The sequence below is a fragment of the Mycobacterium shunyiense genome (assembly GCF_058270075.1).
The window spans coordinates 132,607-155,061 of the sequence record NZ_JBZDPU010000008.1 but is presented as its reverse complement, the minus strand read 5'-3'; the positions used below and the strand labels follow the sequence as shown (position 1 = coordinate 155,061).

The 22,455-nt window shown below is 66.8% G+C and carries 33 protein-coding genes and 2 tRNA genes; 18 read left to right on the top strand and 17 right to left on the bottom strand.

What is annotated here, in order from left to right:
- Position 1: 1 nt before the first annotated feature.
- Together AC4ELH_RS07530 and AC4ELH_RS07525 are read right to left on the bottom strand one after the other, a co-directional pair.
- On the bottom strand, positions 2-874 hold the full coding sequence (locus AC4ELH_RS07530) for an NAD(P)-dependent oxidoreductase (protein WP_498883730.1): 873 nt from the start codon (positions 872-874) through the stop codon (positions 2-4).
- Positions 871-1,746: an NAD(P)-dependent oxidoreductase gene (locus AC4ELH_RS07525; protein WP_498883728.1), complete on the bottom strand. Its 876-nt coding sequence runs from the start codon at positions 1,744-1,746 to the stop codon at positions 871-873. Before AC4ELH_RS07525 ends, AC4ELH_RS07530 begins: the two co-directional genes overlap by 4 nt.
- Before the next feature lie 102 nt (positions 1,747-1,848).
- Here AC4ELH_RS07525 and AC4ELH_RS07520 point away from each other — a divergent pair, with 102 nt between their 5' ends.
- Positions 1,849-2,187, top strand: a complete 339-nt coding sequence (locus AC4ELH_RS07520; protein ID WP_064885853.1) for a winged helix-turn-helix transcriptional regulator — start codon at positions 1,849-1,851, stop codon at positions 2,185-2,187.
- A gap of 5 nt (positions 2,188-2,192) precedes the next feature.
- Here the strand turns inward: AC4ELH_RS07520 and AC4ELH_RS07515 are convergent, their stop codons facing one another.
- The gene (locus tag AC4ELH_RS07515; protein WP_498883726.1) at positions 2,193-2,693 is read right to left on the bottom strand and encodes a metallophosphoesterase family protein; all 501 of its coding nucleotides are present in this window, start codon (positions 2,691-2,693) and stop codon (positions 2,193-2,195) included.
- A 64-nt stretch (positions 2,694-2,757) separates the two neighbouring features.
- On the opposite strand from AC4ELH_RS07515, the gene AC4ELH_RS07510 reads away from it, so the two are divergent.
- Both AC4ELH_RS07510 and AC4ELH_RS07505 read left to right on the top strand, forming a co-directional pair.
- Complete coding sequence (locus AC4ELH_RS07510) at positions 2,758-3,114, top strand: Fe-S protein (RefSeq protein ID WP_463791939.1); 357 nt, start codon at positions 2,758-2,760, stop codon at positions 3,112-3,114.
- Positions 3,115-3,217: 103 nt separating this feature from the next.
- Positions 3,218-3,631 carry a hypothetical protein gene (locus AC4ELH_RS07505; protein WP_498883723.1) on the top strand — a complete coding sequence of 138 codons (414 nt, stop codon included), beginning with the start codon at positions 3,218-3,220 and terminating at the stop codon, positions 3,629-3,631.
- A 127-nt stretch (positions 3,632-3,758) separates the two neighbouring features.
- On the opposite strand, the gene AC4ELH_RS07500 is transcribed toward AC4ELH_RS07505, so the two are convergent.
- Both AC4ELH_RS07500 and AC4ELH_RS07495 read right to left on the bottom strand, forming a co-directional pair.
- A tRNA-Arg gene (locus AC4ELH_RS07500) sits at positions 3,759-3,831 on the bottom strand.
- Between the two features lie 37 nt (positions 3,832-3,868).
- Positions 3,869-3,960 (bottom strand) — tRNA-Ser (locus AC4ELH_RS07495).
- Positions 3,961-4,048: 88 nt separating this feature from the next.
- Between AC4ELH_RS07495 and hisC the strand changes: the two genes are divergently transcribed.
- Both hisC and AC4ELH_RS07485 read left to right on the top strand, forming a co-directional pair.
- Entirely contained in the window at positions 4,049-5,131 is a 1,083-nt protein-coding gene (gene hisC, locus AC4ELH_RS07490) for a histidinol-phosphate transaminase (RefSeq protein ID WP_498883721.1), read from the top strand.
- The gene (locus tag AC4ELH_RS07485; protein WP_498883719.1) at positions 5,128-5,601 is read left to right on the top strand and encodes a DUF4334 domain-containing protein; all 474 of its coding nucleotides are present in this window, start codon (positions 5,128-5,130) and stop codon (positions 5,599-5,601) included. The genes hisC and AC4ELH_RS07485 overlap by 4 nt, the downstream gene beginning before the upstream one ends.
- Here AC4ELH_RS07485 and AC4ELH_RS07480 read toward each other — a convergent pair.
- Positions 5,598-6,143, bottom strand: coding sequence for a TIGR03086 family metal-binding protein (locus AC4ELH_RS07480; protein WP_498883717.1), 546 nt, complete (start codon positions 6,141-6,143; stop codon positions 5,598-5,600). The genes AC4ELH_RS07485 and AC4ELH_RS07480 overlap by 4 nt on opposite strands.
- Positions 6,144-6,162: 19 nt before the next feature.
- Between AC4ELH_RS07480 and AC4ELH_RS07475 the strand changes: the two genes are divergently transcribed.
- Positions 6,163-6,978: a crotonase/enoyl-CoA hydratase family protein gene (locus AC4ELH_RS07475; RefSeq protein ID WP_463806147.1), complete on the top strand. Its 816-nt coding sequence runs from the start codon at positions 6,163-6,165 to the stop codon at positions 6,976-6,978.
- Here the strand turns inward: AC4ELH_RS07475 and AC4ELH_RS07470 are convergent.
- Both AC4ELH_RS07470 and AC4ELH_RS07465 read right to left on the bottom strand, forming a co-directional pair.
- Positions 6,965-7,873 (bottom strand): NAD-dependent epimerase/dehydratase family protein, encoded by a 909-nt coding sequence (locus AC4ELH_RS07470; protein ID WP_498883715.1) that lies wholly within the window; start codon positions 7,871-7,873, stop codon positions 6,965-6,967. The genes AC4ELH_RS07475 and AC4ELH_RS07470 overlap by 14 nt on opposite strands.
- A complete protein-coding gene (locus tag AC4ELH_RS07465) occupies positions 7,874-8,308 on the bottom strand; it encodes a hypothetical protein (protein WP_064847794.1) in 435 nt (144 codons plus the stop codon). It lies immediately after the preceding gene.
- A 46-nt stretch (positions 8,309-8,354) separates the two neighbouring features.
- On the opposite strand from AC4ELH_RS07465, the gene pdxR reads away from it, so the two are divergent.
- Positions 8,355-9,752, top strand: coding sequence for a MocR-like pyridoxine biosynthesis transcription factor PdxR (gene pdxR, locus AC4ELH_RS07460; RefSeq protein WP_448446209.1), 1,398 nt, complete (start codon positions 8,355-8,357; stop codon positions 9,750-9,752).
- Between the two features lie 13 nt (positions 9,753-9,765).
- Here pdxR and AC4ELH_RS07455 read toward each other — a convergent pair whose 3' ends face one another.
- The 4 genes from AC4ELH_RS07455 to AC4ELH_RS07440 all read right to left on the bottom strand — a co-directional run bounded on the left by AC4ELH_RS07455 (position 9,766) and on the right by AC4ELH_RS07440 (position 12,898).
- The gene (locus AC4ELH_RS07455; RefSeq protein WP_157923448.1) at positions 9,766-9,915 is read right to left on the bottom strand and encodes a hypothetical protein; all 150 of its coding nucleotides are present in this window, start codon (positions 9,913-9,915) and stop codon (positions 9,766-9,768) included.
- 58 nt (positions 9,916-9,973) lie between these two features.
- Complete coding sequence (locus tag AC4ELH_RS07450; RefSeq protein WP_055118496.1) at positions 9,974-10,699, bottom strand: cutinase family protein; 726 nt, start codon at positions 10,697-10,699, stop codon at positions 9,974-9,976.
- Between the two features lie 140 nt (positions 10,700-10,839).
- The gene (locus AC4ELH_RS07445) at positions 10,840-11,757 is read right to left on the bottom strand and encodes an acyl-ACP desaturase (protein ID WP_055118498.1); all 918 of its coding nucleotides are present in this window, start codon (positions 11,755-11,757) and stop codon (positions 10,840-10,842) included.
- Between the two features lie 115 nt (positions 11,758-11,872).
- Positions 11,873-12,898 carry a linear amide C-N hydrolase gene (locus AC4ELH_RS07440; RefSeq protein WP_064885873.1) on the bottom strand — a complete coding sequence of 342 codons (1,026 nt, stop codon included), beginning with the start codon at positions 12,896-12,898 and terminating at the stop codon, positions 11,873-11,875.
- Positions 12,899-12,987: 89 nt separating this feature from the next.
- Between AC4ELH_RS07440 and AC4ELH_RS07435 the strand changes: the two genes are divergently transcribed.
- The 6 genes from AC4ELH_RS07435 to AC4ELH_RS07410 all read left to right on the top strand — a co-directional run bounded on the left by AC4ELH_RS07435 (position 12,988) and on the right by AC4ELH_RS07410 (position 16,085).
- The gene (locus AC4ELH_RS07435; RefSeq protein ID WP_498883711.1) at positions 12,988-13,263 is read left to right on the top strand and encodes a hypothetical protein; all 276 of its coding nucleotides are present in this window, start codon (positions 12,988-12,990) and stop codon (positions 13,261-13,263) included.
- A gap of 66 nt (positions 13,264-13,329) precedes the next feature.
- Positions 13,330-13,638, top strand: a complete 309-nt coding sequence (locus tag AC4ELH_RS07430) for a hypothetical protein (protein WP_064885877.1) — start codon at positions 13,330-13,332, stop codon at positions 13,636-13,638.
- 146 nt (positions 13,639-13,784) lie between these two features.
- Positions 13,785-14,576, top strand: coding sequence for a hypothetical protein (locus AC4ELH_RS07425; protein WP_498883710.1), 792 nt, complete (start codon positions 13,785-13,787; stop codon positions 14,574-14,576).
- A 14-nt stretch (positions 14,577-14,590) separates the two neighbouring features.
- Positions 14,591-15,112 (top strand): DUF1990 domain-containing protein, encoded by a 522-nt coding sequence (locus AC4ELH_RS07420; protein ID WP_448446201.1) that lies wholly within the window; start codon positions 14,591-14,593, stop codon positions 15,110-15,112.
- Positions 15,113-15,486: 374 nt separating this feature from the next.
- Positions 15,487-15,687, top strand: coding sequence for a helix-turn-helix domain-containing protein (locus AC4ELH_RS07415; protein WP_498883707.1), 201 nt, complete (start codon positions 15,487-15,489; stop codon positions 15,685-15,687).
- Positions 15,688-15,758: 71 nt separating this feature from the next.
- A complete protein-coding gene (locus AC4ELH_RS07410) occupies positions 15,759-16,085 on the top strand; it encodes a helix-turn-helix domain-containing protein (RefSeq protein ID WP_450072485.1) in 327 nt (108 codons plus the stop codon).
- Between the two features lie 22 nt (positions 16,086-16,107).
- Here the strand turns inward: AC4ELH_RS07410 and AC4ELH_RS07405 are convergent, their stop codons facing one another.
- From AC4ELH_RS07405 to AC4ELH_RS07390, 4 genes are all read right to left on the bottom strand, one after another.
- Positions 16,108-16,749 carry a VOC family protein gene (locus AC4ELH_RS07405; RefSeq protein ID WP_498883705.1) on the bottom strand — a complete coding sequence of 214 codons (642 nt, stop codon included), beginning with the start codon at positions 16,747-16,749 and terminating at the stop codon, positions 16,108-16,110.
- Between the two features lie 70 nt (positions 16,750-16,819).
- Complete coding sequence (locus AC4ELH_RS07400; RefSeq protein ID WP_498883703.1) at positions 16,820-17,431, bottom strand: hypothetical protein; 612 nt, start codon at positions 17,429-17,431, stop codon at positions 16,820-16,822.
- The gene (locus AC4ELH_RS07395) at positions 17,428-18,042 is read right to left on the bottom strand and encodes a hypothetical protein (RefSeq protein ID WP_498883701.1); all 615 of its coding nucleotides are present in this window, start codon (positions 18,040-18,042) and stop codon (positions 17,428-17,430) included. The genes AC4ELH_RS07400 and AC4ELH_RS07395 overlap by 4 nt, the downstream gene beginning before the upstream one ends.
- Positions 18,042-18,641 (bottom strand): hypothetical protein, encoded by a 600-nt coding sequence (locus AC4ELH_RS07390; protein WP_498883700.1) that lies wholly within the window; start codon positions 18,639-18,641, stop codon positions 18,042-18,044. Before AC4ELH_RS07390 ends, AC4ELH_RS07395 begins: the two co-directional genes overlap by 1 nt.
- 197 nt (positions 18,642-18,838) lie before the next feature.
- On the opposite strand from AC4ELH_RS07390, the gene AC4ELH_RS07385 reads away from it, so the two are divergent.
- The 3 genes from AC4ELH_RS07385 (at position 18,839) to AC4ELH_RS07375 (ending at position 19,717) form a co-directional block, all read left to right on the top strand.
- Positions 18,839-19,015 carry a hypothetical protein gene (locus AC4ELH_RS07385; protein WP_498883698.1) on the top strand — a complete coding sequence of 59 codons (177 nt, stop codon included), beginning with the start codon at positions 18,839-18,841 and terminating at the stop codon, positions 19,013-19,015.
- On the top strand, positions 19,012-19,392 hold the full coding sequence (locus AC4ELH_RS07380) for a VOC family protein (protein ID WP_498883696.1): 381 nt from the start codon (positions 19,012-19,014) through the stop codon (positions 19,390-19,392). The genes AC4ELH_RS07385 and AC4ELH_RS07380 overlap by 4 nt, the downstream gene beginning before the upstream one ends.
- 61 nt (positions 19,393-19,453) lie before the next feature.
- Positions 19,454-19,717: a helix-turn-helix domain-containing protein gene (locus tag AC4ELH_RS07375; protein ID WP_498883694.1), complete on the top strand. Its 264-nt coding sequence runs from the start codon at positions 19,454-19,456 to the stop codon at positions 19,715-19,717.
- 27 nt (positions 19,718-19,744) lie between these two features.
- On the opposite strand, the gene AC4ELH_RS07370 is transcribed toward AC4ELH_RS07375, so the two are convergent.
- Positions 19,745-20,881, bottom strand: coding sequence for a site-specific integrase (locus AC4ELH_RS07370; RefSeq protein ID WP_498883692.1), 1,137 nt, complete (start codon positions 20,879-20,881; stop codon positions 19,745-19,747).
- 504 nt (positions 20,882-21,385) lie between these two features.
- Here AC4ELH_RS07370 and AC4ELH_RS07365 point away from each other — a divergent pair.
- Together AC4ELH_RS07365 and AC4ELH_RS07360 are read left to right on the top strand one after the other, a co-directional pair.
- Positions 21,386-21,913 carry a hypothetical protein gene (locus AC4ELH_RS07365; protein ID WP_498883690.1) on the top strand — a complete coding sequence of 176 codons (528 nt, stop codon included), beginning with the start codon at positions 21,386-21,388 and terminating at the stop codon, positions 21,911-21,913.
- 149 nt (positions 21,914-22,062) lie between these two features.
- Positions 22,063-22,422: a hypothetical protein gene (locus tag AC4ELH_RS07360; protein ID WP_498883688.1), complete on the top strand. Its 360-nt coding sequence runs from the start codon at positions 22,063-22,065 to the stop codon at positions 22,420-22,422.
- Positions 22,423-22,455 lie beyond the last annotated feature (33 nt).

Genomic DNA, 22,455 nt, shown 5'->3' with positions numbered 1-22,455 from the left:
TTCAGATTGACGGCACGGTCACGCTTGCCGGAATGATCCGGCTGATCTCGTCTCCCCCGTGCCCCGCGTCGACCGCCGCGTCCACGTAACCGCGGAAGGCTTCCAGCGCGCCTGCGTCCAGACCCGCCGCCTGCGACGCAGCGATCAGGTGCCGCACCGAGGCGGCCACCGAGGACACCGAGGCGCCGGCGTCGCTGTGACGGTCGTCCTCGACGCGTTCGGCGATCTCGCCGAAGATCGGCGGCAGGATCGCGGCGATGTTGTTCGCGTGCGGCAGCAACTCGGTGGGTGGGATGCCATGCGCACCCGCCATCGCGAGGGCATGCACGAACCCGCTGACCGAGGTCCAGAACACATCGAGCAGGGCCATGTCGAAGGCCGCGGCCCGACCCACATCTGCGCCGACCCAGCTGACCGTCGCCAACGCCTCGAGCACTTCCCGGTGGGCGTCGAACACGTCGCGCGGCCCGGCGAGAAGAATGCTCGCGCTGCGGGTTCCGATGGTGTCGGTCGGCGTCATGATGGCCCCGTCCAGATAACGTCCGCCGCGTGCGATCACCAGGTCCTCGGTGTGCTGCGCCGTATCCGGGATATCTGAGGACAATCCGATGACCGCCCGGCCCGCGAGTGCGTCGCCTGCCGCAGTCAGCACCGCGTCTGCGGCCGACTGATCGACGACGTTGACCAGGACGAGGTCGCCGGCCGCGGCCGCCAGCGCGGGTGTGTCGGCCCACAGCGCGCCGCGGGCACGGAGCGCGTCGGCCTTGGCCGCTGTCCGATTCCACACGGTAGTGCGGTGTTTCGCAGCCACCAGCGCGCTCGCGAGCGCCTGGCCCATCGGTCCGAGACCGAGCACGGTGACGGTGGTGGTCATGCGGCCGCCCCGTTCTTGATGCTCTCGATGATGCGGGCGAAGCCGTCGTTGCCGTGGCCGGCGTCGATCTGCCGGTGGATCAGCCGTTGCACCATGTCGACGACTTCGGTACTGATCCCCTGGTCCCGGCTGGCGTTGACGATGTCACTGAGATCGGAGAAGTGCAGACTCTGCTGGCCGGGTACCGAGTAGTCGCCACCGTCGATCACGGTCGCGTACCCGGCGATCGCGGGCATCAGGGCCGGCAGCCACGCGGCCGTGCGGGCGGCGAACTCCTTCGCAGGCACTCCGGCCGCTCCCACCATGGCGGCTCCGTGTGCGAATCCCGCAAACATCACGTACATGGCCGACAGCAGCGCCAGGTCATACAGCGACGCCATGCCCGCATCGTCCCCGAAGTACTCAGTGCTGCCCCACAGTTCGAAGAGCTCGCGATGGTCTTCGAACAAGGCGGCCGAGCCGCTGTATAGGATCGCCGACTGCGGCGTCGCGATCATCTCCGGCGTCGCCATGATGCCGCCGTCCAGATAGTCGGCACCGTGGGAAGCAACCCAGCGAGCCAATTCGCGCGCACCATTTGGTGATGTGGTGGTCAGGTTCACCACACGGCGGCCGGCCAGCAGGTCCGCGACGGGTTCGAGAACCTCACGCACCGAAGCCTGGTCGAACAGGCAGACCACGATCACGTCCGCGTCGAGCGCCGCAGCCGGATCTGCCGCAGCGGTGGCTCCTGCCTCGACGAGTGCAGCGGTCCGTGCAGCGGTCCGGTTCCAGACGACGGTGGGGTGGCCCGCCTTCACGGCGGTGTCTGCCAGGGCTGAACCCATCTCACCGAGACCGAGAAAACTGATCGTATGGCGTGTGGTTGTCATGCCACCATCGTTGGAGAGACACTGACCACCCGACAAGTACCCACTTAAAAGTGGGATACTTACTTTTTCGAAACTATTGGCCCTGAGCAGGGAGAATCTCCGATGGCCCAACTGGGCAAGTACACCTGCGGACTCGATGCGGCATTCGCCGTGGTGGATGGCAAATGGAAACCGCTGATCCTCTGGGAGCTGCAGGAAGGCCCGAAACGATTCAACGCACTGCACCGAAGCCTGCCCGGGGTGTCCCAGAAGATGCTGACCCAGCACCTCAAGGAACTCCAGCGGCACGGCGTCGTACATCGGGAGAGCTATCACGAGGTTCCGCCGCGGGTGGAGTACTCCATGACGCCCGCGGGCCGGGAGCTACTCGAATCCCTTGAACCACTCGGAGATTGGGCCACCAAACACATAGAGCTAATCTGCGCGGGAGAGGCGAGCTAGCCGCATCACGGCCGATCCAGCGTGTGCAGGCTGACGTCCGACAACACGCCCGAGGCGATACGAGCCGTCATGTATGTGCAGTACGGCTGGCGACGCCGGTCCGTCGGCGATCCCGGATTCAGCAGGCGCAGACCGGTTTTCGCGGTGGTATCCCAGGGGATGTGACTGTGGCCGAACACCAGGACGTCGGTACCGGGATAGTCGCGGGCCATCCGGGCCTCCCGACCCGTGGCCGTACCGGTCTCGTGCACGACGGTGAATCGCAGCCCGTCCAGCGTCACGTCGGCACGCTCGGGTAGTCGCCTGCGCAACTCGGCCCCGTCGTTGTTGCCCCAGCAGCCGATCAGGTGCGCCGCGCGTGAACTGAGCGCGTCGAGCAGTGCGGGGTCGACCCAATCACCGGCGTGGACAACGACATCCGCCTGGTCCACCTCCTCCCACACCTGAGCCGGCAGATCCTTGGCGCGCTTGGGGACATGGGTATCGGCGATCAGCAGCAGCCGCATGCCAGCCGAGCCTACGTGACCGATACCGGTGAGCCCGGGATCTCGTACCGCTTACACTCCGACCATGGATCTACTACGCAACGTAGTTGTTTATGCGCATCTCATCGGTTTCGCAGTCATGGTCGGCGCCTGGATCGCCGAGGCCGCAGCCCGACGCTTCCTGATCACCCCGGTGATGACCTACGGCATGGTGCTGTCGCTCGTCACCGGCATGGCACTGGCCGCGCCCTGGCCCGCCGGCATCGTGCTGAACTACCCCAAGATCGGCACCAAGCTGGTCATCCTGGTGGCGCTCGGTGCGGTGTTGGGCATCGGCACGGCACGGCAGCGTCGAGCGGGCGGCCAACCGGTCATGGCACTCTTCATCACCGCGGGCGTGTTGCCCCTGCTCGCGTCGGCGATCGCGGTGCTCTGGAACTGAGGCCCCGGCCTCGAACCTGAGCTGAACCTGAGACGTTCCCGTAAAGTTAACTGGCAAACAACTTTTGTCGGCAGGTACGGGAACGATGGGTCACAGACACGCCATGGCAACCGCCAAGGTCATGCGCACGGCGGCATTCACCGGATGCGCTTCACCACACGGTGACATCCGGGTACGCGCGCGCACGCGTCCCGCAGAATCGGCGCGTCAGACCCACCACGGCGCGTTCGAGCAGCCGCGGAAGCGCCGCTACATCGGGCAGTTGAAGTCCTCGACATCCACGGTGACCGGCCGGTCACCGTGGATGAACGATCGCGTCACCGTGCTGCGCGGGTTCCTCGCAGAGTTGCACGGGCTGCATCTGCCGCCCGAACTCGCCCGGGTCCAGGTGGCCGGCCACATCGAACTACTGGTCTCCGTGCTGCGGCTGGACCGCCAGAGCGCGCGTCAGTTCGTCACCGACGACGTTCTGCGCGAGATGGCGGTCGACATCGCCACCGCCGTCGCTTCCGACTGAGGCTTAGCCCCTGTAGTCGCCGAGATCGACGCCAGGGTCGCTGTCTCGCAAGAAGCACAGCCCTGGTGTGGATCTCGACGAAAAAAAGCGAGGCGCGGTCCGCAGACCACGCCTCGCTTTTTCAGAGTGCGCCCGAAGGGATTCGAACCCCTAACCTTCTGATCCGTAGTCAGATGCTCTATCCGTTGAGCTACGGGCGCCTAGCGTTATTCAGTTGTGCGGTTGACAAGTCAACCGTGGCGGAGGCGAGAGGATTTGAACCTCCGGTCCCCTGTAAGGGGGACAACTCATTAGCAGTGAGTCCCATTCGGCCGCTCTGGCACGCCTCCTTCGAACTTCTGTGAGGGTACCGGACTCCGTCCTGTCGCCCGAAACCGCCGAGGGCACACAGTACACAGCCTCCCCTATTCTGGCCAAGTGAGTATCCGTTTGCGCCCCGAAATGGCCGACCTCCCGGCGTACGCACCAGGCAAAACAGTTCCAGGCGCAATCAAGATCGCGAGCAACGAAACCGTGCATCCGCCGCTTCCCAGCGTGCGCGAGGCGATCGTGCGAGCCACCGAGAACATCAACCGCTACCCCGACAACGGGTACCTTGACCTGCGCGAACATCTGGCCAAGCACGTGGGTTTCGCGCCAGAGAACATCGCCGTCGGCTGCGGTTCGGTGAGCCTGTGCCAGCAGTTGATACAAATCACATCCGCTCCCGGCGACGAAGTCGTGTACGGATGGCGCAGTTTCGAGATCTATCCGCTGCAGATCCGCACCGCCGGCGCGACGGGCGTGCCGGTGCCGTTGCGTGACGAGACTCACGATCTCGACGCCATGCTCGCGGCGGTCACCGACCGCACCCGGCTGATCTTCGTGTGCAATCCGAACAACCCGACTTCCACCGTCGTCGAACCCGAGGCGCTGGCCCGGTTCGTGGCGGCGGTGCCCGACGACATCCTGATCGTGCTCGACGAGGCCTACGTGGAGTACATCCGCGACGGGCTGCTGCCCGACAGCCTCGGTCTGGTCCGCTCGCATCGCAATGTCGTTGTTCTGCGCACCTTCTCGAAGGCCTACGGGCTGGCCGGTCTGCGGGTCGGGTACGCCGTCGCCGATCCGGAGATCGTGACCGCCCTGGGCAAGGTCTACGTGCCCTTCAGCGCCACGAGCGTGTCCCAGGCCGCGGCCATCGCCTCGCTGGAGGCCGCCGACGAACTCCTGGCCCGCACCGACGCTGTCGTCGCCGAGCGCATCCGCGTCAGCGCGGCCCTGCGTGAAGCCGGATTCACGCTCCCACCGTCGCAGGCCAACTTCGTCTGGTTACCTTTGGCCGAACGCACTCTGGACTTCGTGGCCAGGGCCGCCGACAACCGCCTCATCGTGCGCCCGTACGGTGAGGACGGCGTGCGGGTCACCATCGGAGCCCCGCACGAGAACGACGCCTTCCTGGAATTCGCCACGCGCTGGATCGCGGGTGACGCCGGGACTCGGACAGGAGAGACGAAGTGAACGGTGTACGCGGCACGTTCGACGGATTCGTCAGCCGCGAGGGTCAGATCCCCGACGCCGAACTCGACGCGTTCTGGGCGCTGCTGCGGCCCGCGAGCATCGACTTCATGCTCGGCGAGTGGAAGGGCGGCGAATTCCAGACCGGCCACAAGGCCAACGGATTCATGAACCGGCTCAACTGGTTCGGCAAGTCGTTCCGCTCGGCCGCCGAGGCCCAGCCGCTCGTGTGTCTGGACGCCGAGGGCAACAAGTTCTCCAACACGGAGGCCATGAACGGCGAGGCCAGCCTGTGGCTGGAGGAGTTCCGCGGCGAGGTGACCGCGACCATGGTCTACGACGGCCGTCCCGTGCACGACCACTTCAAGGTGGTCGACGACAACACCGTCGTCGGCATCATGAACGGCAAGGGCGCGGTCGACACCACTTCGGGGGCGGCTCGCTACCTGTACTTCTACCTGCAGCGCGTCTAACCCTGCGGCCGGCGGCCGGTGAAGGCCAGCAGCTGGTCCAGCACCGGCGCCCCATCGCTGATCTCGACCGGATCGTCGAAGCCGGCGCGCACCCGCCCGTCGGGCGTGATGATTCCGCGCGCCCACTCCAGGACACGCTGCGGTTGATCATCCGACACGTCGACCGTCTGTCCGGTGGCCGCGGCGTAATCACAGGCGTGCACCAGGAATTCGAGTGACAGGATCCGGGCCATCATCCGCGCCGGGGCCTCCCCCGGACCGAACGGAACGGTGCCGTCCACTCCGCGTCGGCGCCAAGCCGCCACGGCCGGCCGCGCCGCGCTGAGCACCTGCTCCTCCACCGAGGTGTCTGGGTTGCGTTCGGGGAGCTGCGCATCGGCCGCAGAGCCGATCAGGGTGATGGAGTTCAGCAGGTGGTCCGTCAGCCCCGCCACGTCGAACTCGCGACACGGTGTCGGACGGGACAGATCGTCCGCAGTGATGCCGCTCAGCACGCGTTGCAGCACGTCGAGGGTGGCCTCGGCGCTATCGAGTTCATCCATACTCGGTAGTGTCCACTCCATGTCTGACACGTACGAGTCCGTTTCCGTCGAGATCAAGGACTACGTCGCCCAGGTGACGCTGTTGGGTCCCGGCAAGGGCAACGCGATGGGTCCGGCGTTCTGGGCGGAGATGCCCGACGTGTTCGGCGCTCTCGACGCCGACCCGGACGTACGCGCGATCGTGCTGACCGGCTCAGGCAAGAACTTCAGCTATGGCCTGGACCTGCCTGCCATGGGCGCGACGATGCCGGGACTGGACGCCGGCGCGAAGGCCCGGGCCGATTTCCACACCACCCTGCGCAAGATGCAGGGCGCCATCACCGCTGTCGCCGACTGCCGCACCCCCACCATCGCGTCGATCCACGGCTGGTGCATCGGCGGCGGCGTCGACCTGATCAGCGCGGTGGACATCCGCTACGCCAGCACCGACGCCAAATTCTCGGTGCGCGAGACCAAGCTGGCCATCGTCGCCGACGTGGGCAGCCTGGCCCGCCTGCCGCTGATCCTGTCGGACGGGCACCTGCGCGAGCTGGTTCTGACCGGTAAAGACGTGGACGCATCGCATGCCGCGCGCATCGGTCTGGTCAACGACGTGTACGACGACGCCGATGCCTCGTTGGCGGCGGCGCACGCCACTGCCAACGAGATCGCCGCCAACCCGCCGCTGACCGTCGCCGGCGTCAAGGACGTGCTGGATCAGCAGCGCACCGCCAGGGTGGCCGAGAGCCTGCGGTACGTGGCCGCGTGGAACTCGGCGTTCCTGCCGTCCAAGGATCTGGCCGAGGCGGTCACCGCGATGTTCCAGAAGCGCCCGCCGCAGTTCACCGGGGAATAGGCGTCCAGCCGAGTTCGGCCTTGGCTTTCGCGTTCGACAGCGGAAGCCACGCCTGCCCGAACGCGGTCGCCGGGTACGAGGCGACCAGTCCTACCAGCCGGTGCGAGATCGGCACCGGTGGCGGCCGGTGTAGCTTGCGGCTGAGCTCCCTGGCGTAGTCGCCGAAGGACTGGGGGCGGTCGTCGACGATGTTGTAGATCTGCCCGCCCCGGCCCCTGTCGAGGGCGTCGGCGGTGGCCCGGGCGACGTCGTCGATGTGTACCCAGGACAGGACTCCCGGACCGGTCAGTGCCGGCAGGGCCCACCACTTGGCGAGCCGGTGGAACAGCTCGTCGTGGATCACCCCAGGCCCATAGAAAACGCCGTAGCGCAACACGATTCCCTCGGTGCCGCTGTGTTCACCCGAGCTCAACACCGTGCGTTCCATGCCACGAAGCGCCTCCAGGAACTCGGCGCCGTGCGGCGGTGGCGGCCCCGGGTAGGGATCGCTCTCGTCGATCCGGGTCGGCCCGTCTGCGCCATAGCCGTACGCGAAGATGACCGATTCCGCGACGACGCGACGCACGCCCGCACGTTGGGCCGCTGCCACCAGGTTCGGCGCCCCACGACTCCACAGTTCGGTGGCGGGGCCGAAGTCCTTGGGGCGCTTCGGACCCCACTTCGGCAGTGTGGTCAGCAGGCTCACCACCGCCTCCGGTGCGAATTCGGCCAGCACCGCGTCGATCTGGCCCGTATCGAGGACGTCGGCCACCACCGGTTTGGCACCCTCGGCGGAGATCTGGGCGGTCTTGCCCGACGAGCGGGTCACCCCGATCACCTCGTGACCGCGTGCGGTGAGCTCCCGCAGCAACGGGATTCCCGGGACACTGGTTGCACCCGCCACCAGGACACGCATCTATGGTTCTCCTGCCTCTACGTTGAATTTCTGGTCGGACATGCTGATACGTAAGGCAATTGCCAGTAGCACCGTGGTCAGCACCAGACCCGCAGCTTCCAACCAACCCACCCAGTTGCCTGCGGCGTGGTTGGTGTCGATCAGGTGACTCAACGAATGCAGGACCCAGTGCGCGGTCGCGAAGGCCAGCGTGGGCACGCGCCAACGCGGCCACTTCAGCGCCGCCAGCATCATCAGCCCGAGCGGTAACTCGAACGAGGCGTTGTCGAGGATGTAGTGATCGTTGCGTGTGCCGAACGCGCCAAGGGTGTCGAAGAATGTGCCCGGCGCGAACAACATGAACAGACCGAGGATCACCGAGTAGGCGCCGAACACGGCGAGGACCACTTCGGGGTAGCGCCGGGTCTGCGGCACCGGCGGCGCGGCATTGGCCATGTCATCACGCTAACGCTGCAGTGGTCTCCGAGTAGGCTCCAATTCCATGGCAGATTCGGGTACCAGTTCGGGTCCGGAGCTGTTGGTCGAACTCGACCGGGGCAGCAAGGCGCCGCTGCATCGTCAACTCGCCGACGGACTGCGCGATGCCATCCGTTCCGGTCGGCTGGCTCCGGCGTCCCGGATGCCGTCCACCCGTGTCCTGTCCGCCGACCTCGGAGTGTCGAGACGGCTCGTGGTCGAGGCCTACGGGCAACTGACGGCAGAGGGATTCCTGCACAGCAGCCAGGGCGGCAGCACCCGGGTCGCGGCCGTCGACGCCGCCCCCTCCGGCAGCTTCGGTCCTGACCGCGTTCGCCCCCGCTTCGACATCGACTTCGCGCCAGGCTCACCGGATCTCGCCAGCTTCCCGCGTCAGGCCTGGCTACGGGCCATGCGCCAGGGCCTGGCCGAGATCGAATCCAGCGCATTCGGCTACGTGGCGCCCCACGGGCTGCCGGCCGCCCGGAGCGCGGTGGCCGACTACCTGCGCCGTACCCGCGGCGTGGTCGCCGATCCACGCCGCATCGTGTTGTGCTCGGGCGCAACCCAAGCCGTCGCGCTGCTGGCCCGATGCCTCGACGGGCCGATCGCGGCAGAGAATCCCGGATTCTGGTTGCACCGGATGATCCTGCGCCACAACGGTGTCGAGCCGGTCCCGATCCCGGTGGACGACAACGGTATCGACGTCGCCGCACTGGCCGCCGGCAATGCCACGGCGGTGCTGACCACTCCGGCCCACCAATCGCCGACAGGGGTGGTGCTCTCGGCCGTCCGGCGCACCGCACTTCTCGAATGGGCCCAGCCCGGGCGGTTGATCATCGAAGACGACTACGACGCCGAGTACCGCTACGACCGGGCGCCGGTGGGCGCTCTGCAGGGAGTCGCGCCGGACCGGGTGGTGTACCTCGGCTCGACCAGTAAGACCTTGGCCCCGGGGCTGCGCATCGGCTGGATGGTGTTGCCCGCCCACCTGATCGAGCGGGTCAGAACCGCCAAAAGCCTTGCCGACACCGGGAGCTCGGTGATGGATCAGATCGCGTTCGCCCAGTTCCTGACCTCCGGTGGCTACGACCGTCACCTACGGCAGATGCGCCGACGCTATCCGGCCCGCCGCGCCGCGCTGCTGACAGCGTTGTCGCGGCACCTACCCCAGGCCGAGGTTCTCGGCGCGGCCGCAGGCGTGCACCTGACCGTGCGATTTCCGGAAGGATTCCCGCTCGAGGAGCTGACCCGACGCGCCGCCGAGTCACGTATCCGACTGGAGCCGTTGGGGCCCTGTTACGCCGATCCGGCGACCGCGCCCCCCGGGCTGATCCTCGGGTATGCCAACCTGACCGAGGATCAGATCGCGACCGGTGTGGAAATGCTGGGTCAGGCCGCACGCCAATTGGGCGCGGCCTGACCGTGACGCCGTGTCAGCCTGCTTCTTTGGCCGACTTCCGCTCTGCCATCTTGTACTTCACGAGAGCGACCAGCGCCTTGGGATTGCGCGCGAACGCGCCTGCGGCCTGAAGGTACAGCTTGGCCTTCTGGGCCGCCGTCAACTGTGGCTCTTGATCCGTCACTGACTCTCCCCTATCCGAGAACGTGCCCGAACAGTAGCGTGTGTCAGCTTCGGAGCTCCTACCGCCCGGCAGCCTGATCGACACTGCGGTCGGCGGGCTTGACACCCAGCTTGCCGGCCACGTAGTCGGCAGCCTGGTCCGTCAAGCCGTTCGCCGCGTACAGGTTGTGCGCATTGCTGTCACCACCGGTCGGCGAGCACACCGGGTCCTCCGGGATACACAGATCATCGGTCTTCCCGGCGTACCGGGGGCCAACCGTGATCGGCGGTGCGCCGGTGTAGATCATCTGGAGGAAGCCGCTCGACGGCTTGCCGAACAACGCCACCGCGGCGACATGATCGGCCACCTCCGCGGGCAACGGGCCACTGATGCTCGGCGGCAACACGAACCCCTGCGGCACCGCATCCTCGGTGAGGTAAGCGGCCACCGCAGCACCCTGGGAGAAACCGCCCAGCACGATCTTGGTGTCGGGGCAGGCCGCCACCGTTGCCCTGACCTTGTTGCTCGCGTCGGCGACACCGTCGGCTGCAGTCGCAAAGTCAAGTGAGGCAGGGTAATTCACCGCGTAGACGTCGACGGACTTCCCGCCGGTCCTGGCCTGCAGCGCGTTGACGAACGCGTCCCCGACACCACCCACGCCCGGCGGCTCGAACGTGCCCCGCGCGAATACCACCTGCACGTCCGCACACGAATCCGCAGAAGCCTGCCCGGCAGCGGCGATGCACCCACCCGCCACGAACGCCGACGATGCCACTGCCGCCAACCAACGACCAATCCGGTTCATTTCTCGACCCCACTCGTTTCGACCCGCGACAACTTTTCGCACCAACTACTCCTCGATACCCAAGATCAAGGCGGAGTGAATCTCCCCGAAGGTGTGATGTGCGACACGTTTAGCGCGACGCGGTGGCGGCCCTCAGGTTGCTAGGAAGCCGCGCCAACGCGCTGGCGCTCGCGTTTCTCCTCGTAGAACCGGGCGCGCTCGTCGACCGCATCGAGGAACTGGGCTAGCTCCTCGCGGGCCTTCTCACCTTCCGGCCCGAAATCGGTTCGGTCGAAAATCCGCCAGAAGCGCAACACCGGCTGCACCACGTCGTCGTGATGGACGCGCAGATCGTAGATGCCGGCCTTGGCGATGGTGATCGCATTCTGCGCGAAGTCGGCCATCCCCAGACCCGGCATCGCGAAGTTCACCACCTCGTCACGGATGGCGATCATCGAGGCGTCAGGCGCGATGTCCAGCGCCGCCGCCATGAGATTGCGGTAGAAGACCATGTGCAGGTTCTCGTCGGCGGCTATCCGGGCGAGCAACTGATCGGCAATGAGGCAACCGGATGCCCGCCCGGTGTTGCGGTGCGACACCCGCGTCGCCAGCTCCTGGAACGACACATAGGCCATCGCCGCAAGCGGCGTCTTGTCGCCAGAGTCGTACCCCGCCACCGTATGGGCCATGCGAAGACGTTCCAGGGCAACGGGATCCACACCGCGCGTGACGACGAGGTAGTCGCGCAGGGCGATGCTGTGGCGCCCCTCTTCGGCGGTCCACTGCCCGACCCAGGTGCCCCACGCGCCGTCGCGGGAGAAGCGCGTGGCGATCTCACGGTGGTAGGACGGCAGGTTGTCCTCGGTCAGCAGATTCACCGTCATGGCCACTTTGGCGACATGATCCAGCGGCGAATCCTCGGGTTGCCAGTCTTCCCCGTCCAGAAAGGCGAAGTCGCGCCCCCGACTCCACGGGACGTAGTCGTGCGGAAACCATTCCCGCGCCATCGAGAGATGGCGGTCGAGGTTGCTCGCGACAACCGGTTCCAGTTCGTGGAGCACTCCGCTCTGGGCGTCCATTCCAGTCCTCCCAAGGTGTTGGCGACACAACGGCGTCAACGCGCCATTCCGTAACCTACGGTAGCGTAGGTTACGGGACCGTAGGTTATTTTTGGATGAACGGTTCAGAGGCGGCTCACTTCGCCCCGGCCGCACCTTCCTCCAGCTCACGGAGCATCGCCAGCGACAAGAAGGTCATGGCACCCTTGTCCTCGAATTTGTGGGCCACGTTGCCGGCGATGCCGCCCTGCACGGCGAGCTCACCGATCAGGTCGAGTTTGAGCTGCGGACCGCCCTCCGAGAAGTCGAGATCCGCCAGATCCACCCACACGATGTTCGGACGGGTGGTGGACTCGTAGACGTACCGCTTGTTGGTGAGATCCAGGACCACCTGCCAGATGGTCTGCGAGGCATCGGGCTTGCCCGGGTCCGGGATGCGGAACGGCTGCGCGGCGTTACGGATCACCGAGAACATGCCGGCGATGGCCTCCACCTGGCCGGCCGGTTTGGGCAGTCGGCCGGCGTAGTAACTGGCCCGGGCGAAGCGGTCGCTGGCCAGGGTGGAGCCCGGGATCGGCTGATCGCCACCCAGACCGGTGAACGACTTCACCAGTTCCAGCTGCTGATCGAACGTCGGCGAATTGGTCATCACCTTGTAGTCCTTCGAGTGGTACACCCGGGCCTTGCCGTCGACGTACTCGATGATCGCCGAATCCCCGGTCGCATCGTCGAGCGCCAAGTGCAATCCGGGGCGGACCCCGCCGGTCGGATCGTCCATCTGTACGACCTGGACATCGGTCTCCGCGATCCAGGCGGTCGCCTCCGCCACCGTCGCGAAGTTGTCCAGGAAATACTGGAGCCAGATGCCCTGGCCGAGTTGGGTGCGCGAATCGTCAGGCTCACCGTAGGTCGACTCCGCCAGCCACAGGATGTGTCCGGCAAGGCCCGCCTCGTTCATGCCGTCGACAGAGGTGATGTCGAAGGCCGTGGCGACCACGCTGCCGTACTTCGAGGTCCAGGTGAGCTTGCCCGAAACCCCGTCATCCCGTTTGACGCCGCGGGGTTGCTTCCACAGATTGGTCATCAGGTCCTTGTGGAAGTCCATGTTCCTGCCGACCAGAACCGCATCGCCTGCTTCGGGCCACATGACTCTTGTGCACATGCGAGCGAGCCTAGTGTCGGCACACGTAGGTGTACGGCGAACCCGCGGAACACATCTCATCGCGCAGTTAACCGCTATCGTTTCAAGGCATGGCGTCGACGACGTTGTTCAAGTTGCCTTCTTCGCTCCCGGCAACGCTGTGCACGGTCCTCGCGGCAACGGTGCTCGCCGCCGCGACCGCGCTGTCGGGCGCCGTGAGCGCCATGGCCGATCCGATGACCGTGTGCCCGCCGAACCAACCGTCCTATTGGAATGGGCAACTGTGCTTTCCGCAGCCGTGCGTGCCGCCGTACGCGCCGGGCATCCCGCCGTGCTTCATGCCGCCACCACAGATCGGCCCGAACGGATTGCCGGTATTCGGTTGAGCCCCAAGAAGTTGCTCGCGTAGTTCTACTGATCCGGTCGTCCACTCCGTGACCCACGATGGCGTCATGAATCACGAACCGAGTCGCCGCGGGCCGCTGTCGTTCATCGGCATCGCTGCGATGGTTGTCGCGTATCTACTGGTGTTCGCGGTGCTCTCCGACACGGACATGGCATCCAGATTCGAGAATGGCGTCGCGCCACCGGGGACCGACGTGTTGGGTAACCGCATCGCCGCAGTGAGTGGCGTCGTGGCCGGAGGATGCGCATGGGTGGCAGTTGTCGCGGGTCGCATGGTCGTCCCAATAGTGTTGGTACTCATGGCCTCTGCGCCGCTGGCGCTTCTGTCGCTCGTCACGCTGCAACTTGCGTTCTGATCGACCTTCGTCGGCCGTGCAGACCTACCCAGCACCTCGTGTTCGTTCGCTGCTCGCGCGCTGCGATCAGGGCCGGCACCTTCATCGGGAGACACCCGCTGCAATGCGCCGCGACTGGCCGCAGCCGACCGATAGGATTCACCTTCATGTTGCCGGCAAGACTGGTCACGGCTGCCGCAGTAGCCGCTGTCACCCTCACAGGTTGCGGGCCGACCACCGCACCGTCGCCACCAGCCGTCCCGACAAGTGCGACAACCTCTGCGGCACCGGCCAGTACGACGCCATCGAGCACGAAGCACGAACCGTCCGCCGCAACCTCGGCCCCACCACTGGCCACCGATGCGCACGGTTACACGGTCACGTCGATCACGGAGCCAGGCTCGCAACCGGACAAGTCGGTGACCATCCCTCAGCTGTCCGGCGGCGACCCGGCCGTCACTGCGCGCTTCAACGCTGCCATGCAGGCCTCGCGGGCCGGGATGCCCGCACAGTCCGCCGACATGAGCGTGGACGACGGGGAGCTGCCCGGCGGGTTCGGTAGCGGCGTGACCAGGATCGGGTCCGGCGTCGTCGCCGGGCGCATCGTCCTGCTCTGGTACGGCAAAGGCGCCGCGCACCCCAACCAGAGTCTGGGCACCGTGGTGATCGCGACCCACACCGCGACGCCGGTCACCGTCGATGACCTTTACCAGGATCGCCCCGCCGCGCAGGCCCGGCTGCGGACGCTCCTGCCGCAGCTGGACACCAGCGGGCGGCTCAACGAGAGCTCGGTCTCGGGCGAGGACATCGACGCCAACTGGTTGCCCACGTCGAGCGGGCTCGAGGTCTACGTGTCAGTGGCCCACGTGATGGGTGACTACGTAGTCGTGACCGTGCCTTGGGACCAGATCGCAGATCAGCTGCGGCCGGGGATGCTCGATGTGCTGCGGGCGGACTGAGGGCAGCCACATCCATGCCGACATTTCCGGCGGAACTGACCTATGCCGGTGCAAGCCTCACCGAACCCGGCCGCGATGTCTGGACGGCCAATCCACCGACCTTCCGCCGCTTCGAGCACACGATCGTCGTCGGCCACGGGAATGCTGTGTGGATCTTCGCGGCGGCCGAGGTGATGCAGTGGGGCATCAAGCGGCGCAGCGGCTTCGATGTCGCACCGAACAGTGTTGCCGTTGAAGGTTCCGACTTCTGCATCACGGCAAGGTGGGGACCTGTCGTCGTACGGGAGCCGGTACGGGTCGTCGCTGTCGTCGACGACGACGATCGTTGCGGTTTCGCGTACGGCACGCGACTCGGACACCCGGTCTGTGGCGAAGAGGCATTCATCGTGCACCGAAATGCCGTCGGCACAGTATTTCTGACACTGCGCTCCCTGACGCGGCCTGCACCCGAGTGGCCCTGGCGGCCGCTGTTTCCCGCGTTGCTGATCGCGCAACGCTTCTTTCGCCGCCGCTATCTGCGGGCACTTGCTGTCTGAGCGATCGACTCATCGCCTGACGGCCGGCGGGCTCACACGCCTTATGGCGGTGGCGGAGGGATTTGAACCCCCGGACGGTGTTAGCCGTCTCTCGCTTTCAAGATACCGCGAACAGGGTAAATGCTCCGGGTGTCGGATTGCTCGGCGTGTCCCGACGTGCACTTAGGTGGTCTCGCGGAGCGGATCGCAGGACGGGATTGGGTCATCCGTGGGTCATCAGCGACGGACCGTCACCATGTCGCGACCTGGCACGACGCCCAGTCCGGAGATGTGTACCAGCGTGTCCCGACGCCTCTCCCCCGGTCCCTCGACACGCCGAAGGCTCCGGAGCGGTCTCGGTGGAACCTGTCGTGGCCTCAAGAGACCATGGCCTTATGAGCGAGAACAACGCCGCGGGTCTGATGCCGCAGAAGCTGCACACCATGGAGGAGGCGGCCGAGATCCTCCGTGTCAGTAGGGAGTACCTGTACCGCATGCGACAGCGCGGCGAGATCACCGTGGTCAAGTTCGGCCGGCGCACGCTGGTCGAGGCGTCTGAGATCGACAGGGTGATCGCTGCGGCGCGGGCAGCATAGGGATCTGGCAACGAAGATGCATCAGACCGGCAAACGCTTCTGGAACGTTGCCGGTCTTACGCTTCGGGTACATGACCGAATCTGACCCCATCACCGCTGCGATCACCGCGCTCGTCTCTGCCCTTCGGCAGGAGATCCGTGACCAATCGCCGCCTCCACCGCCGGAGCCGCGCAGACCCGAGGAGACAACGGCGGACACCGCGACTTCGGCTCCACGCACCCTGACCCCGGACTCACTTCTCACGGTTCAGGAGGCGATGGCCGAACTGCGTATCGGTCGGACACACCTCTACCAGCTGATGGGCCAGGGCAGGCTCCGCTCGATCAAGTTGGGCTCGCGAACCCTGATCCAGTACCGGGATCTCCTCCGGTTCATCGACGAGCTGCTGGCCGACTAGCTGCGCGCTGGGTGCGTGCCGGTCATCGGCCCTCCCGTGTCAGCACCACGGCTGTGACCGGCTTACCGATCAGCGTCGGAGACGGAACTGCACCCGCGGCGACCCCGCGTTTACCCCGCTCCGCTTGCCGCAGCGCCTCACTGACCTCCTCGTAATCGCCCAGGTAATCGTCACCACCGTGACGGTCCAGCTGCTGCACTTCCATTCTTGTGGCGCCGAGGATTTCGCTGAAGCCGCCCTCATACCCGTCAGTGAGCACCAGTGCCGTCTCGGGGAGTCCGGCAAGGAACTGTCGCAGCTCCCCGACTGTTGGCGGCGGTGGGAATCCAAGCTCGCGTGCTGTGGGCAGGCTTGCCGGGTCCGGATTCTCCGCCTCGTGCAGCTCGATGCGATTGCCGTCGGGGTCCAGGGCCAGGGCCTTGTGCCGGACGACGAAGCCATGGTCACGCAGTTGCTCAGTCACTGTCTCGGCATCGGCCACGGGGTACGTGAGGTGGATGCGCGTAACAGGGCTGCGTCCGGCGGCGTGCAGCACGATCCAGACGTCGCTGGGCAGCCGCGCCGCTAGCTGGCCGGCCTTGCCGGCGCGGAAATCGAACCCGATGAGGCGGTAGAACAACGCGCTCCGCTCCACATCGCTGACGTACAGCGCGATCTCGATCACCGGACGCGCTCGATCACCGTGCCTTCGGCGCCGCCACGGGGTTCGATGCCGATGATGTCACTGCCGCTCGTCACGGCTGCTCCACCGTGATCGACATCGGCTCCGCGAGGATGCGAGCGACAACGTCGAGCTGTTCCTCAGTGAGATCCTCCTGGCTGCGCTGCTCCAGGGTGAGCGCAGCCCAGACAGTTTTCGCCATGGGGCAGGCCGGGCATGTGCGCGGACTGATCACGCCGAACTGCCCCATCTTCGGCGGATAATCCCACCCAGCTTCGTACGCCGCGGCGGGAGTGAGGATCTCGGTCCGGCCGCAGACTTCGCAGATGTGCCGGAGACTCATCGCGTCCACCCCGCTGCGGAGTTCACCGCTGCTCGGCATCACCACGTCGCCGGCCGGGCGGCCGCTGTAGTGCGCGGCATCCGGCACAGGAACCACGCTGATCCCACCCACCGTGACCGCAGTGCCGGCCAGCAGCTCGGCGAGCTCGCTGCGGGTGACAGTGACCATGCCCTCGCTGGTGTCCGCGCTGGTGCGCCCGCCGTCCTCGACGCTGCGCACCATCACGCGGCCACACGGTGAGCCCAGGGCGCGGGCGGATTGCGGATCGCCGAGTTTGTCCAAGAGCGCGTTCAGATTTCGGATAGTGAGCTCGAGACGGCGCGCGTCGGCGTCGTACCTCATCGGCCCTCCCTTCCAAGGATCAGCGCGGTGACCGGCTCCCCGACCAAGGTCGGAGGAACGAAGTCCTGGATCGGGTTGCAGGCGCTTCCGCCAGCAGGCTCGGCAGCTTGCCGCTGTGCCTCGTCGATCAGCTCGTAGTCCCCCAGGTAGTCCTGCTCGCCGTGCCGGTCGAGCCGCTGCACCTCATGCAGAGTGGCGCTGGAGATCGTCGTGAAGCCGCCCTCGTAACCCTGAGTCAGGATCAACACGTCGTCCGGCACTCCGTCGAGCAGAGCTCGCAGCTCCCCCGCCGTGGTGACGGGACCGGCCGGAATCCCCGCTGTGGCCTCGACGTCAACCGCGGCGTGACCCCGCAGCGCCGCGAACCACTTCCACGTGGACTGGTAACCGGTCCGGGCGTCAGCCTCGGCCGCGCCGGCACCCCACAGCGTTGTCGCCCACAACTCGGCGGCTTCCTCCACGGCACCTGGTTCTCCGAGTACGGCTCGGACACCCGCGACTTCCCCTGCGCTCCAGGTCGACTCGTACGGCGCCCAGCTGTCGCGGCGCACGAGAGCGGCACGCTCGCGAAGATCAGCAGCGCGGCGGTCACGATCTTCTGACGTCGGCATCACCGGTGCTCCTCACACAGCGGTGGGACCGCATCCTCGGGCACGTCGGCCTCCTCGCCGCAGACGACGCACGTCATCAGGGACTGGTCCTCGGCGTCAGCCACTCGCGCCAGCGCGGCGTTGTGCCGATCGGCACCGGCACCCCGCACCTCTACGTGCAGTTCCCCGTCGCGCACATCCACGCTCTCGACGACCAGGTCCTCGTCGATGTTCACCAAGTCGCGGATCAGGTGCGCGTACAGTGCCGCCCACCCCGGCCAGGGGCAGGCCGGCCAGCGGTGCGCGGGCTGGGAATGCACGCCGCACTCCACCCGTACCCAGCCGTTGTCGCGCTGATGCAGCTGGCCGGGCGCTCCGCAGCGTTCGCAGGTGACGGCGGACTGCCGCTCGGCGGCGGCGATCCGCTCATGCACTGACTCGGCCAGTTCCGGGTCGCTCGCCTCGGCCCACACCTCGAGCGTCCCGAGCTTCTGCTTCACCTGCCGCACGACGAGGTGCGGATCGATGCGCTCCAGGTCGGCGCGGAGCGCAGCGAGGAGCTCCGCCCAGCCATCGTTGGGGTCGATCGGAGGCCAGCCGTAGCCGTCGGTCTCGGTCATGAGGCCGATCCTGCCGGGCCGCACTGACACCCCGCGAGCCAATTCCTCGATGCACGCCGCGGTGCATGTGCAACAGATCCGGCAAACGATGATGGACCTGCGGCCGCTCCGCGAGCTGTTGCAGGATCGGTGAACTAGATTGCAGAGCGGTGTTTTTCGCCGTGTCCGATGCCGCGGTGGCGTGGCAGTCTGCAGGGATGAGCAACGCCACCGCCACCCGCCCCGTGATCCGCGCGAACGTTTCGGACATCGCCGCGTTGGCCGAGTTCTTGTCCCTGCTCTTCGACGCGCCGGTGACGATCACCTCCGCGCGCGACGAGGTGTCCGCACCCTCCGGACACCACTTGGTCATGATCGTCGCGGAGGCTACGTGACGCTGACCCTTCTGGTGCTCTACGTCTCCGACCCGGAGCGAAGCCGAGACTTCTACGAGTTGCTCGGCCTGGACTTCACCGAGCAGCGCCATCAAGGCGGCCCGGTTCACCACGCCGCAGAGCTGCCCAGCGGGATCGTGCTGGAGCTGTACCCAGCGGGCGATCACCCCGTCACCCGCACCCGGCTGGGATTCATGGTGCGGGATCGGGCAGCGGTGGCGGCGGCGCTGCGCGTGGCGGGGTTCACCGTCAAGCGGCAGAGCCTCGCGATCGACCCGGACGGGAACCGCGTTGAGATCACAGACTCCGAGGCGGTCTCGCGGCGGGAGACGGACGCCGCCCTCTCTGCAAGGCTCGGCCGGGACGAGCTGATGTAGTGACGGCGACGGCAACCGAGTGGTGCGACCACGCGCCGGCCCCACCCTGGAGAATGTCCGGATGGTTGAGACCGAGAAGACTCCGTGGGTCCCGCAGCGCGTAACCGAAGCCGACGCCGAGATCGGCCAGGTGCTCGCCGCGGCGCGCGAGCGGGCGGGGATGCAGGTACGCGAGGTGGCGGAGGCGTCCGGCATCGACAAAAGCATCATCACCCGCATCGAGTTGGGCCAGCGACCATGCCGAGTCGCTGAACTCGCCGCACTCGCGGATGCCTACGGCGTCGACCGAGTAGCGCTGTTCCACGCCGCCACCGCCGACATCTGACCGCAGCGGAGAATCAGTCCGCCTCAGTCACAACCCGAGCTGCGTGACCGCGTTCCCGATCAGCGGCGCTGACTCGCGCACGTAGCGGGTGACCATCGCGGGCGACCGGTGTCCGGTCTGCCTCATGATGCTGTGGTGATCCGCACCGGCCCGCGCCGCCTGAGTCACGAATCCCGCCCGCAGACTGTGCCCGCCGAGCCGCGCGACGGCCTCGGGATCGAAGCCCGCCGCGAGCGCCCGTCGCCGGATCACCGCATGAACCCCCGCACCGGACAGTGCAGTGTCAGTGAGCATCCCGCTGCGGCGGACCGACCGGAACAGCGGACGCCGAGGGTCGATCTTCGCCGCGCGTGACCGGCACACGTGACGGTCCCCGAACTCCGGCGCATCAGTGATCAACCGGATCACCGCGTCCTTGCCACCCCCATCGAACGCGGAAGATACTGCGGCCCAACGGACATAGGCGCACGGCGGGCACCGCTTCGGCTCCTTCGACCGCGGCAACGGGTACACGGCGCCCTCCCCCAACTGGTCCGTCTTCGACTTCCGCAGGTGCACGTGAACACCGTCCGCCGCGTGCAGCTCCACGTCGGCGCCGGTGAGTGCCGTGAGCTCGCTGCGCCGCAGCGCAGCCGCGAATCCCATCAGCAACAAGGCGCTGTCTCGGCGCTCGTACACCTGCGACACCCAGCCGGTCGCCTGCTCCCGCGCGGCGGTGACGATGGCGACCACGTCGTCGGTGAGCAGCGGGGTACGAGGCATGCGTGGTCTGTCACCGCGGGAGGCGTACTGCCGCCTGATCCCCGCCACGGTCTGACGCACCAGTTCGTGCGCTGCAGGGTTCGGTTCCACGCCCGCGCGGCGGTGACGGTCTGCGATCGCGGCGACCCACTTCCCCAACGTCATCGTCGAGTAGGCGCGCTGTCCGTCCGGGGTGATCGTCTCGGCGGCGTCGACGACGTACGCCGCGATGGTCGCGGGATGCGCGGGCAGTGCCTCGTACCCACTGCGCCGGCACCAGCCCTCGAACCGCCGCCACGCCGACGTGTAGGCGCGACGGGTGCCCTCCGACTGCGACGAGACGGTGGCGGACCGGATTCGTTCGACGACATCGGGTGCGAGGTCCGGCGGCTGCGCGCCGGCAGTCACTGCGGGAAGCATCATGCGGCGGAAACTATGCGGCTCGCCCGCCGCGATGAGGCATGGGGCGCGTCGGCACGGCCTCGACGTCTACCTGCGCCCTGTGCGGGAACGCCCTATTTCTCAAGCTATTTCCCCTGTTCACGGGCTCGATAACTGCGGGAATGGAAATTCTCGTCGGTCACCGCACAGAAACCGGATGTGACTGTGATGGGCTGGCGAGCAAGGAGATTCGACCTGGGGCGATGCGCTGGTCAAGGGCCAGAGAAGAGGTGGGAAGAAATTCCCGTCGGTTAACTCAGGGTGAGCCTGGAAATGGGTTGAGCTGGGGTTTAGCCTCCGCGGTCGCGCCCTACACCCGCCCCGGCGGTAGCCGAGGGCACGGTGACCGACATGGACCAGACAGATCCCGTGTACGACAACGAGAACATCCGCGACGAAGGCGAGCAGTGGGACGATGAGGAACGAGATCGGGAGTGACCGGGCCGTTCTGATCAACGGCGTCGCCGGTACCGCTAGGGTCCCTCCATGACCGTTGCCCAGACCGCGTGCATGACCACCTCTCAACTGGCCGACGACCTCGACACCGCAGTCGAACAGGTGATCCGGACCGGCCAACAGATCGTCATCGTGCGCGCCGGCAAGCCGGTGGCCGCACTCGTCGCGTTGGAGGACACCGAGCCGTACCGCGACGAGGTACTCAACTTTCTCCGCAGCGCCGACTGCCACTACGGCAACGCGTTGCGCGATGAGGATGCCGGCTTGTCGGTCGCGCAGGCTGCCGCCAAGCGCGACGAGGTGAAGCTCAGCAGGATCGAGGACCTCCGCCGCGCCGTTCACCAGGTCGCCGACGCGGAACCGTCCCACACCAAAGCCGAGGCCGGCCACGAGGACGGTGTCCTACGGGCGCTGCTGCACTTCGAGTCCGAGATGTCGCCGGAGTTGCGCCAGCACGTGTACGCCCGCCTCACCGCCGTGCAGTCGGAGTTCGGGCTGAGGGAGACGACGCAGCCGCTGCGTTGCGTGACTCGCGGAGCGAGCGCTCGGCGAAGGTAGGCCCCGCAACACCACCGCGCGTCTGCGCACGAGGTGTCGCCCCGCCGACGCGATGGAGCGCCTCGGCGTCACCCGACTCACGGTTGACGCGATGATCCGCCGTGCGTCGCCGTCGCCCGCTCTGCGCCTATGCTGACGCGATGGGTTCCATGACCGCCGTGTTCATCCCCGGCCCCGGCGTTGAAGATCCCATGACCACAGTGAAGCAATGGGGTGCCGATGAATATCCCCCGATGGGGAGTCCCACCGACATCTGCGATCAGATCAACTCATGGATCACGGCGGCCGGACTCGGAACTCCATGGCGTGACGACACTTCAGGTGTGACCCTGCCGGATGGTGTAGCGGCAGTGCGCTTCCACATTCATCGCGATGATGTTCGATCGATCTGGATCTCGAGGCCGACGGGCGAGCTGCTAGAGCTGTTCTGCCGCAACGGGCATCAGCTCGGGTGGCGGGTGTTCGACGTAGGCAGCGAGACCGAGTACCTGCTGAGCGATTTTTCGTAGCGCTCCGCCTCGCCCTGCGCCCCGGGCCAACGC

Bases quoted from the DNA above. Each gene is read 5' to 3' on its own strand.
- AC4ELH_RS07425 (WP_498883710.1), top strand. From the start codon at position 13,785: ATGTTGCCGGCAAGACTGGTCACGGCTGCCGCAGTAGCCGCTGTCACC.
- AC4ELH_RS07390 (WP_498883700.1), bottom strand. From the start codon at position 18,641: ATGACCGAGACCGACGGCTACGGCTGGCCTCCGATCGACCCCAACGAT.
- AC4ELH_RS07470 (WP_498883715.1), bottom strand. From the start codon at position 7,873: ATGCGTGTCCTGGTGGCGGGTGCAACCAGTGTCCCGGGAATCCCGTTG.
- AC4ELH_RS07505 (WP_498883723.1), top strand. From the start codon at position 3,218: ATGGCAACCGCCAAGGTCATGCGCACGGCGGCATTCACCGGATGCGCT.
- AC4ELH_RS07525 (WP_498883728.1), bottom strand. From the start codon at position 1,746: ATGACAACCACACGCCATACGATCAGTTTTCTCGGTCTCGGTGAGATG.
- AC4ELH_RS07445 (WP_055118498.1), bottom strand. From the start codon at position 11,757: ATGGACGCCCAGAGCGGAGTGCTCCACGAACTGGAACCGGTTGTCGCG.
- AC4ELH_RS07435 (WP_498883711.1), top strand. From the start codon at position 12,988: ATGGCGTCGACGACGTTGTTCAAGTTGCCTTCTTCGCTCCCGGCAACG.
- AC4ELH_RS07515 (WP_498883726.1), bottom strand. From the start codon at position 2,693: ATGCGGCTGCTGCTGATCGCCGATACCCATGTCCCCAAGCGCGCCAAG.
- AC4ELH_RS07430 (WP_064885877.1), top strand. From the start codon at position 13,330: ATGAATCACGAACCGAGTCGCCGCGGGCCGCTGTCGTTCATCGGCATC.
- AC4ELH_RS07395 (WP_498883701.1), bottom strand. From the start codon at position 18,042: ATGCCGACGTCAGAAGATCGTGACCGCCGCGCTGCTGATCTTCGCGAG.
- AC4ELH_RS07360 (WP_498883688.1), top strand. From the start codon at position 22,063: ATGACCGCCGTGTTCATCCCCGGCCCCGGCGTTGAAGATCCCATGACC.
- AC4ELH_RS07480 (WP_498883717.1), bottom strand. From the start codon at position 6,143: ATGGATGAACTCGATAGCGCCGAGGCCACCCTCGACGTGCTGCAACGC.
- AC4ELH_RS07385 (WP_498883698.1), top strand. From the start codon at position 18,839: ATGAGCAACGCCACCGCCACCCGCCCCGTGATCCGCGCGAACGTTTCG.
- AC4ELH_RS07465 (WP_064847794.1), bottom strand. From the start codon at position 8,308: ATGGCCAATGCCGCGCCGCCGGTGCCGCAGACCCGGCGCTACCCCGAA.
- AC4ELH_RS07520 (WP_064885853.1), top strand. From the start codon at position 1,849: ATGGCCCAACTGGGCAAGTACACCTGCGGACTCGATGCGGCATTCGCC.
- AC4ELH_RS07410 (WP_450072485.1), top strand. From the start codon at position 15,759: ATGACCGAATCTGACCCCATCACCGCTGCGATCACCGCGCTCGTCTCT.
- AC4ELH_RS07400 (WP_498883703.1), bottom strand. From the start codon at position 17,431: ATGAGGTACGACGCCGACGCGCGCCGTCTCGAGCTCACTATCCGAAAT.
- AC4ELH_RS07475 (WP_463806147.1), top strand. From the start codon at position 6,163: ATGTCTGACACGTACGAGTCCGTTTCCGTCGAGATCAAGGACTACGTC.
- AC4ELH_RS07510 (WP_463791939.1), top strand. From the start codon at position 2,758: ATGGATCTACTACGCAACGTAGTTGTTTATGCGCATCTCATCGGTTTC.
- AC4ELH_RS07420 (WP_448446201.1), top strand. From the start codon at position 14,591: ATGCCGACATTTCCGGCGGAACTGACCTATGCCGGTGCAAGCCTCACC.
- AC4ELH_RS07440 (WP_064885873.1), bottom strand. From the start codon at position 12,898: ATGTGCACAAGAGTCATGTGGCCCGAAGCAGGCGATGCGGTTCTGGTC.
- AC4ELH_RS07365 (WP_498883690.1), top strand. From the start codon at position 21,386: ATGACCGTTGCCCAGACCGCGTGCATGACCACCTCTCAACTGGCCGAC.
- pdxR (WP_448446209.1), top strand. From the start codon at position 8,355: ATGGCAGATTCGGGTACCAGTTCGGGTCCGGAGCTGTTGGTCGAACTC.
- AC4ELH_RS07450 (WP_055118496.1), bottom strand. From the start codon at position 10,699: ATGAACCGGATTGGTCGTTGGTTGGCGGCAGTGGCATCGTCGGCGTTC.
- AC4ELH_RS07415 (WP_498883707.1), top strand. From the start codon at position 15,487: ATGAGCGAGAACAACGCCGCGGGTCTGATGCCGCAGAAGCTGCACACC.
- AC4ELH_RS07375 (WP_498883694.1), top strand. From the start codon at position 19,454: ATGGTTGAGACCGAGAAGACTCCGTGGGTCCCGCAGCGCGTAACCGAA.
- AC4ELH_RS07530 (WP_498883730.1), bottom strand. From the start codon at position 874: ATGACCACCACCGTCACCGTGCTCGGTCTCGGACCGATGGGCCAGGCG.
- AC4ELH_RS07370 (WP_498883692.1), bottom strand. From the start codon at position 20,881: ATGATGCTTCCCGCAGTGACTGCCGGCGCGCAGCCGCCGGACCTCGCA.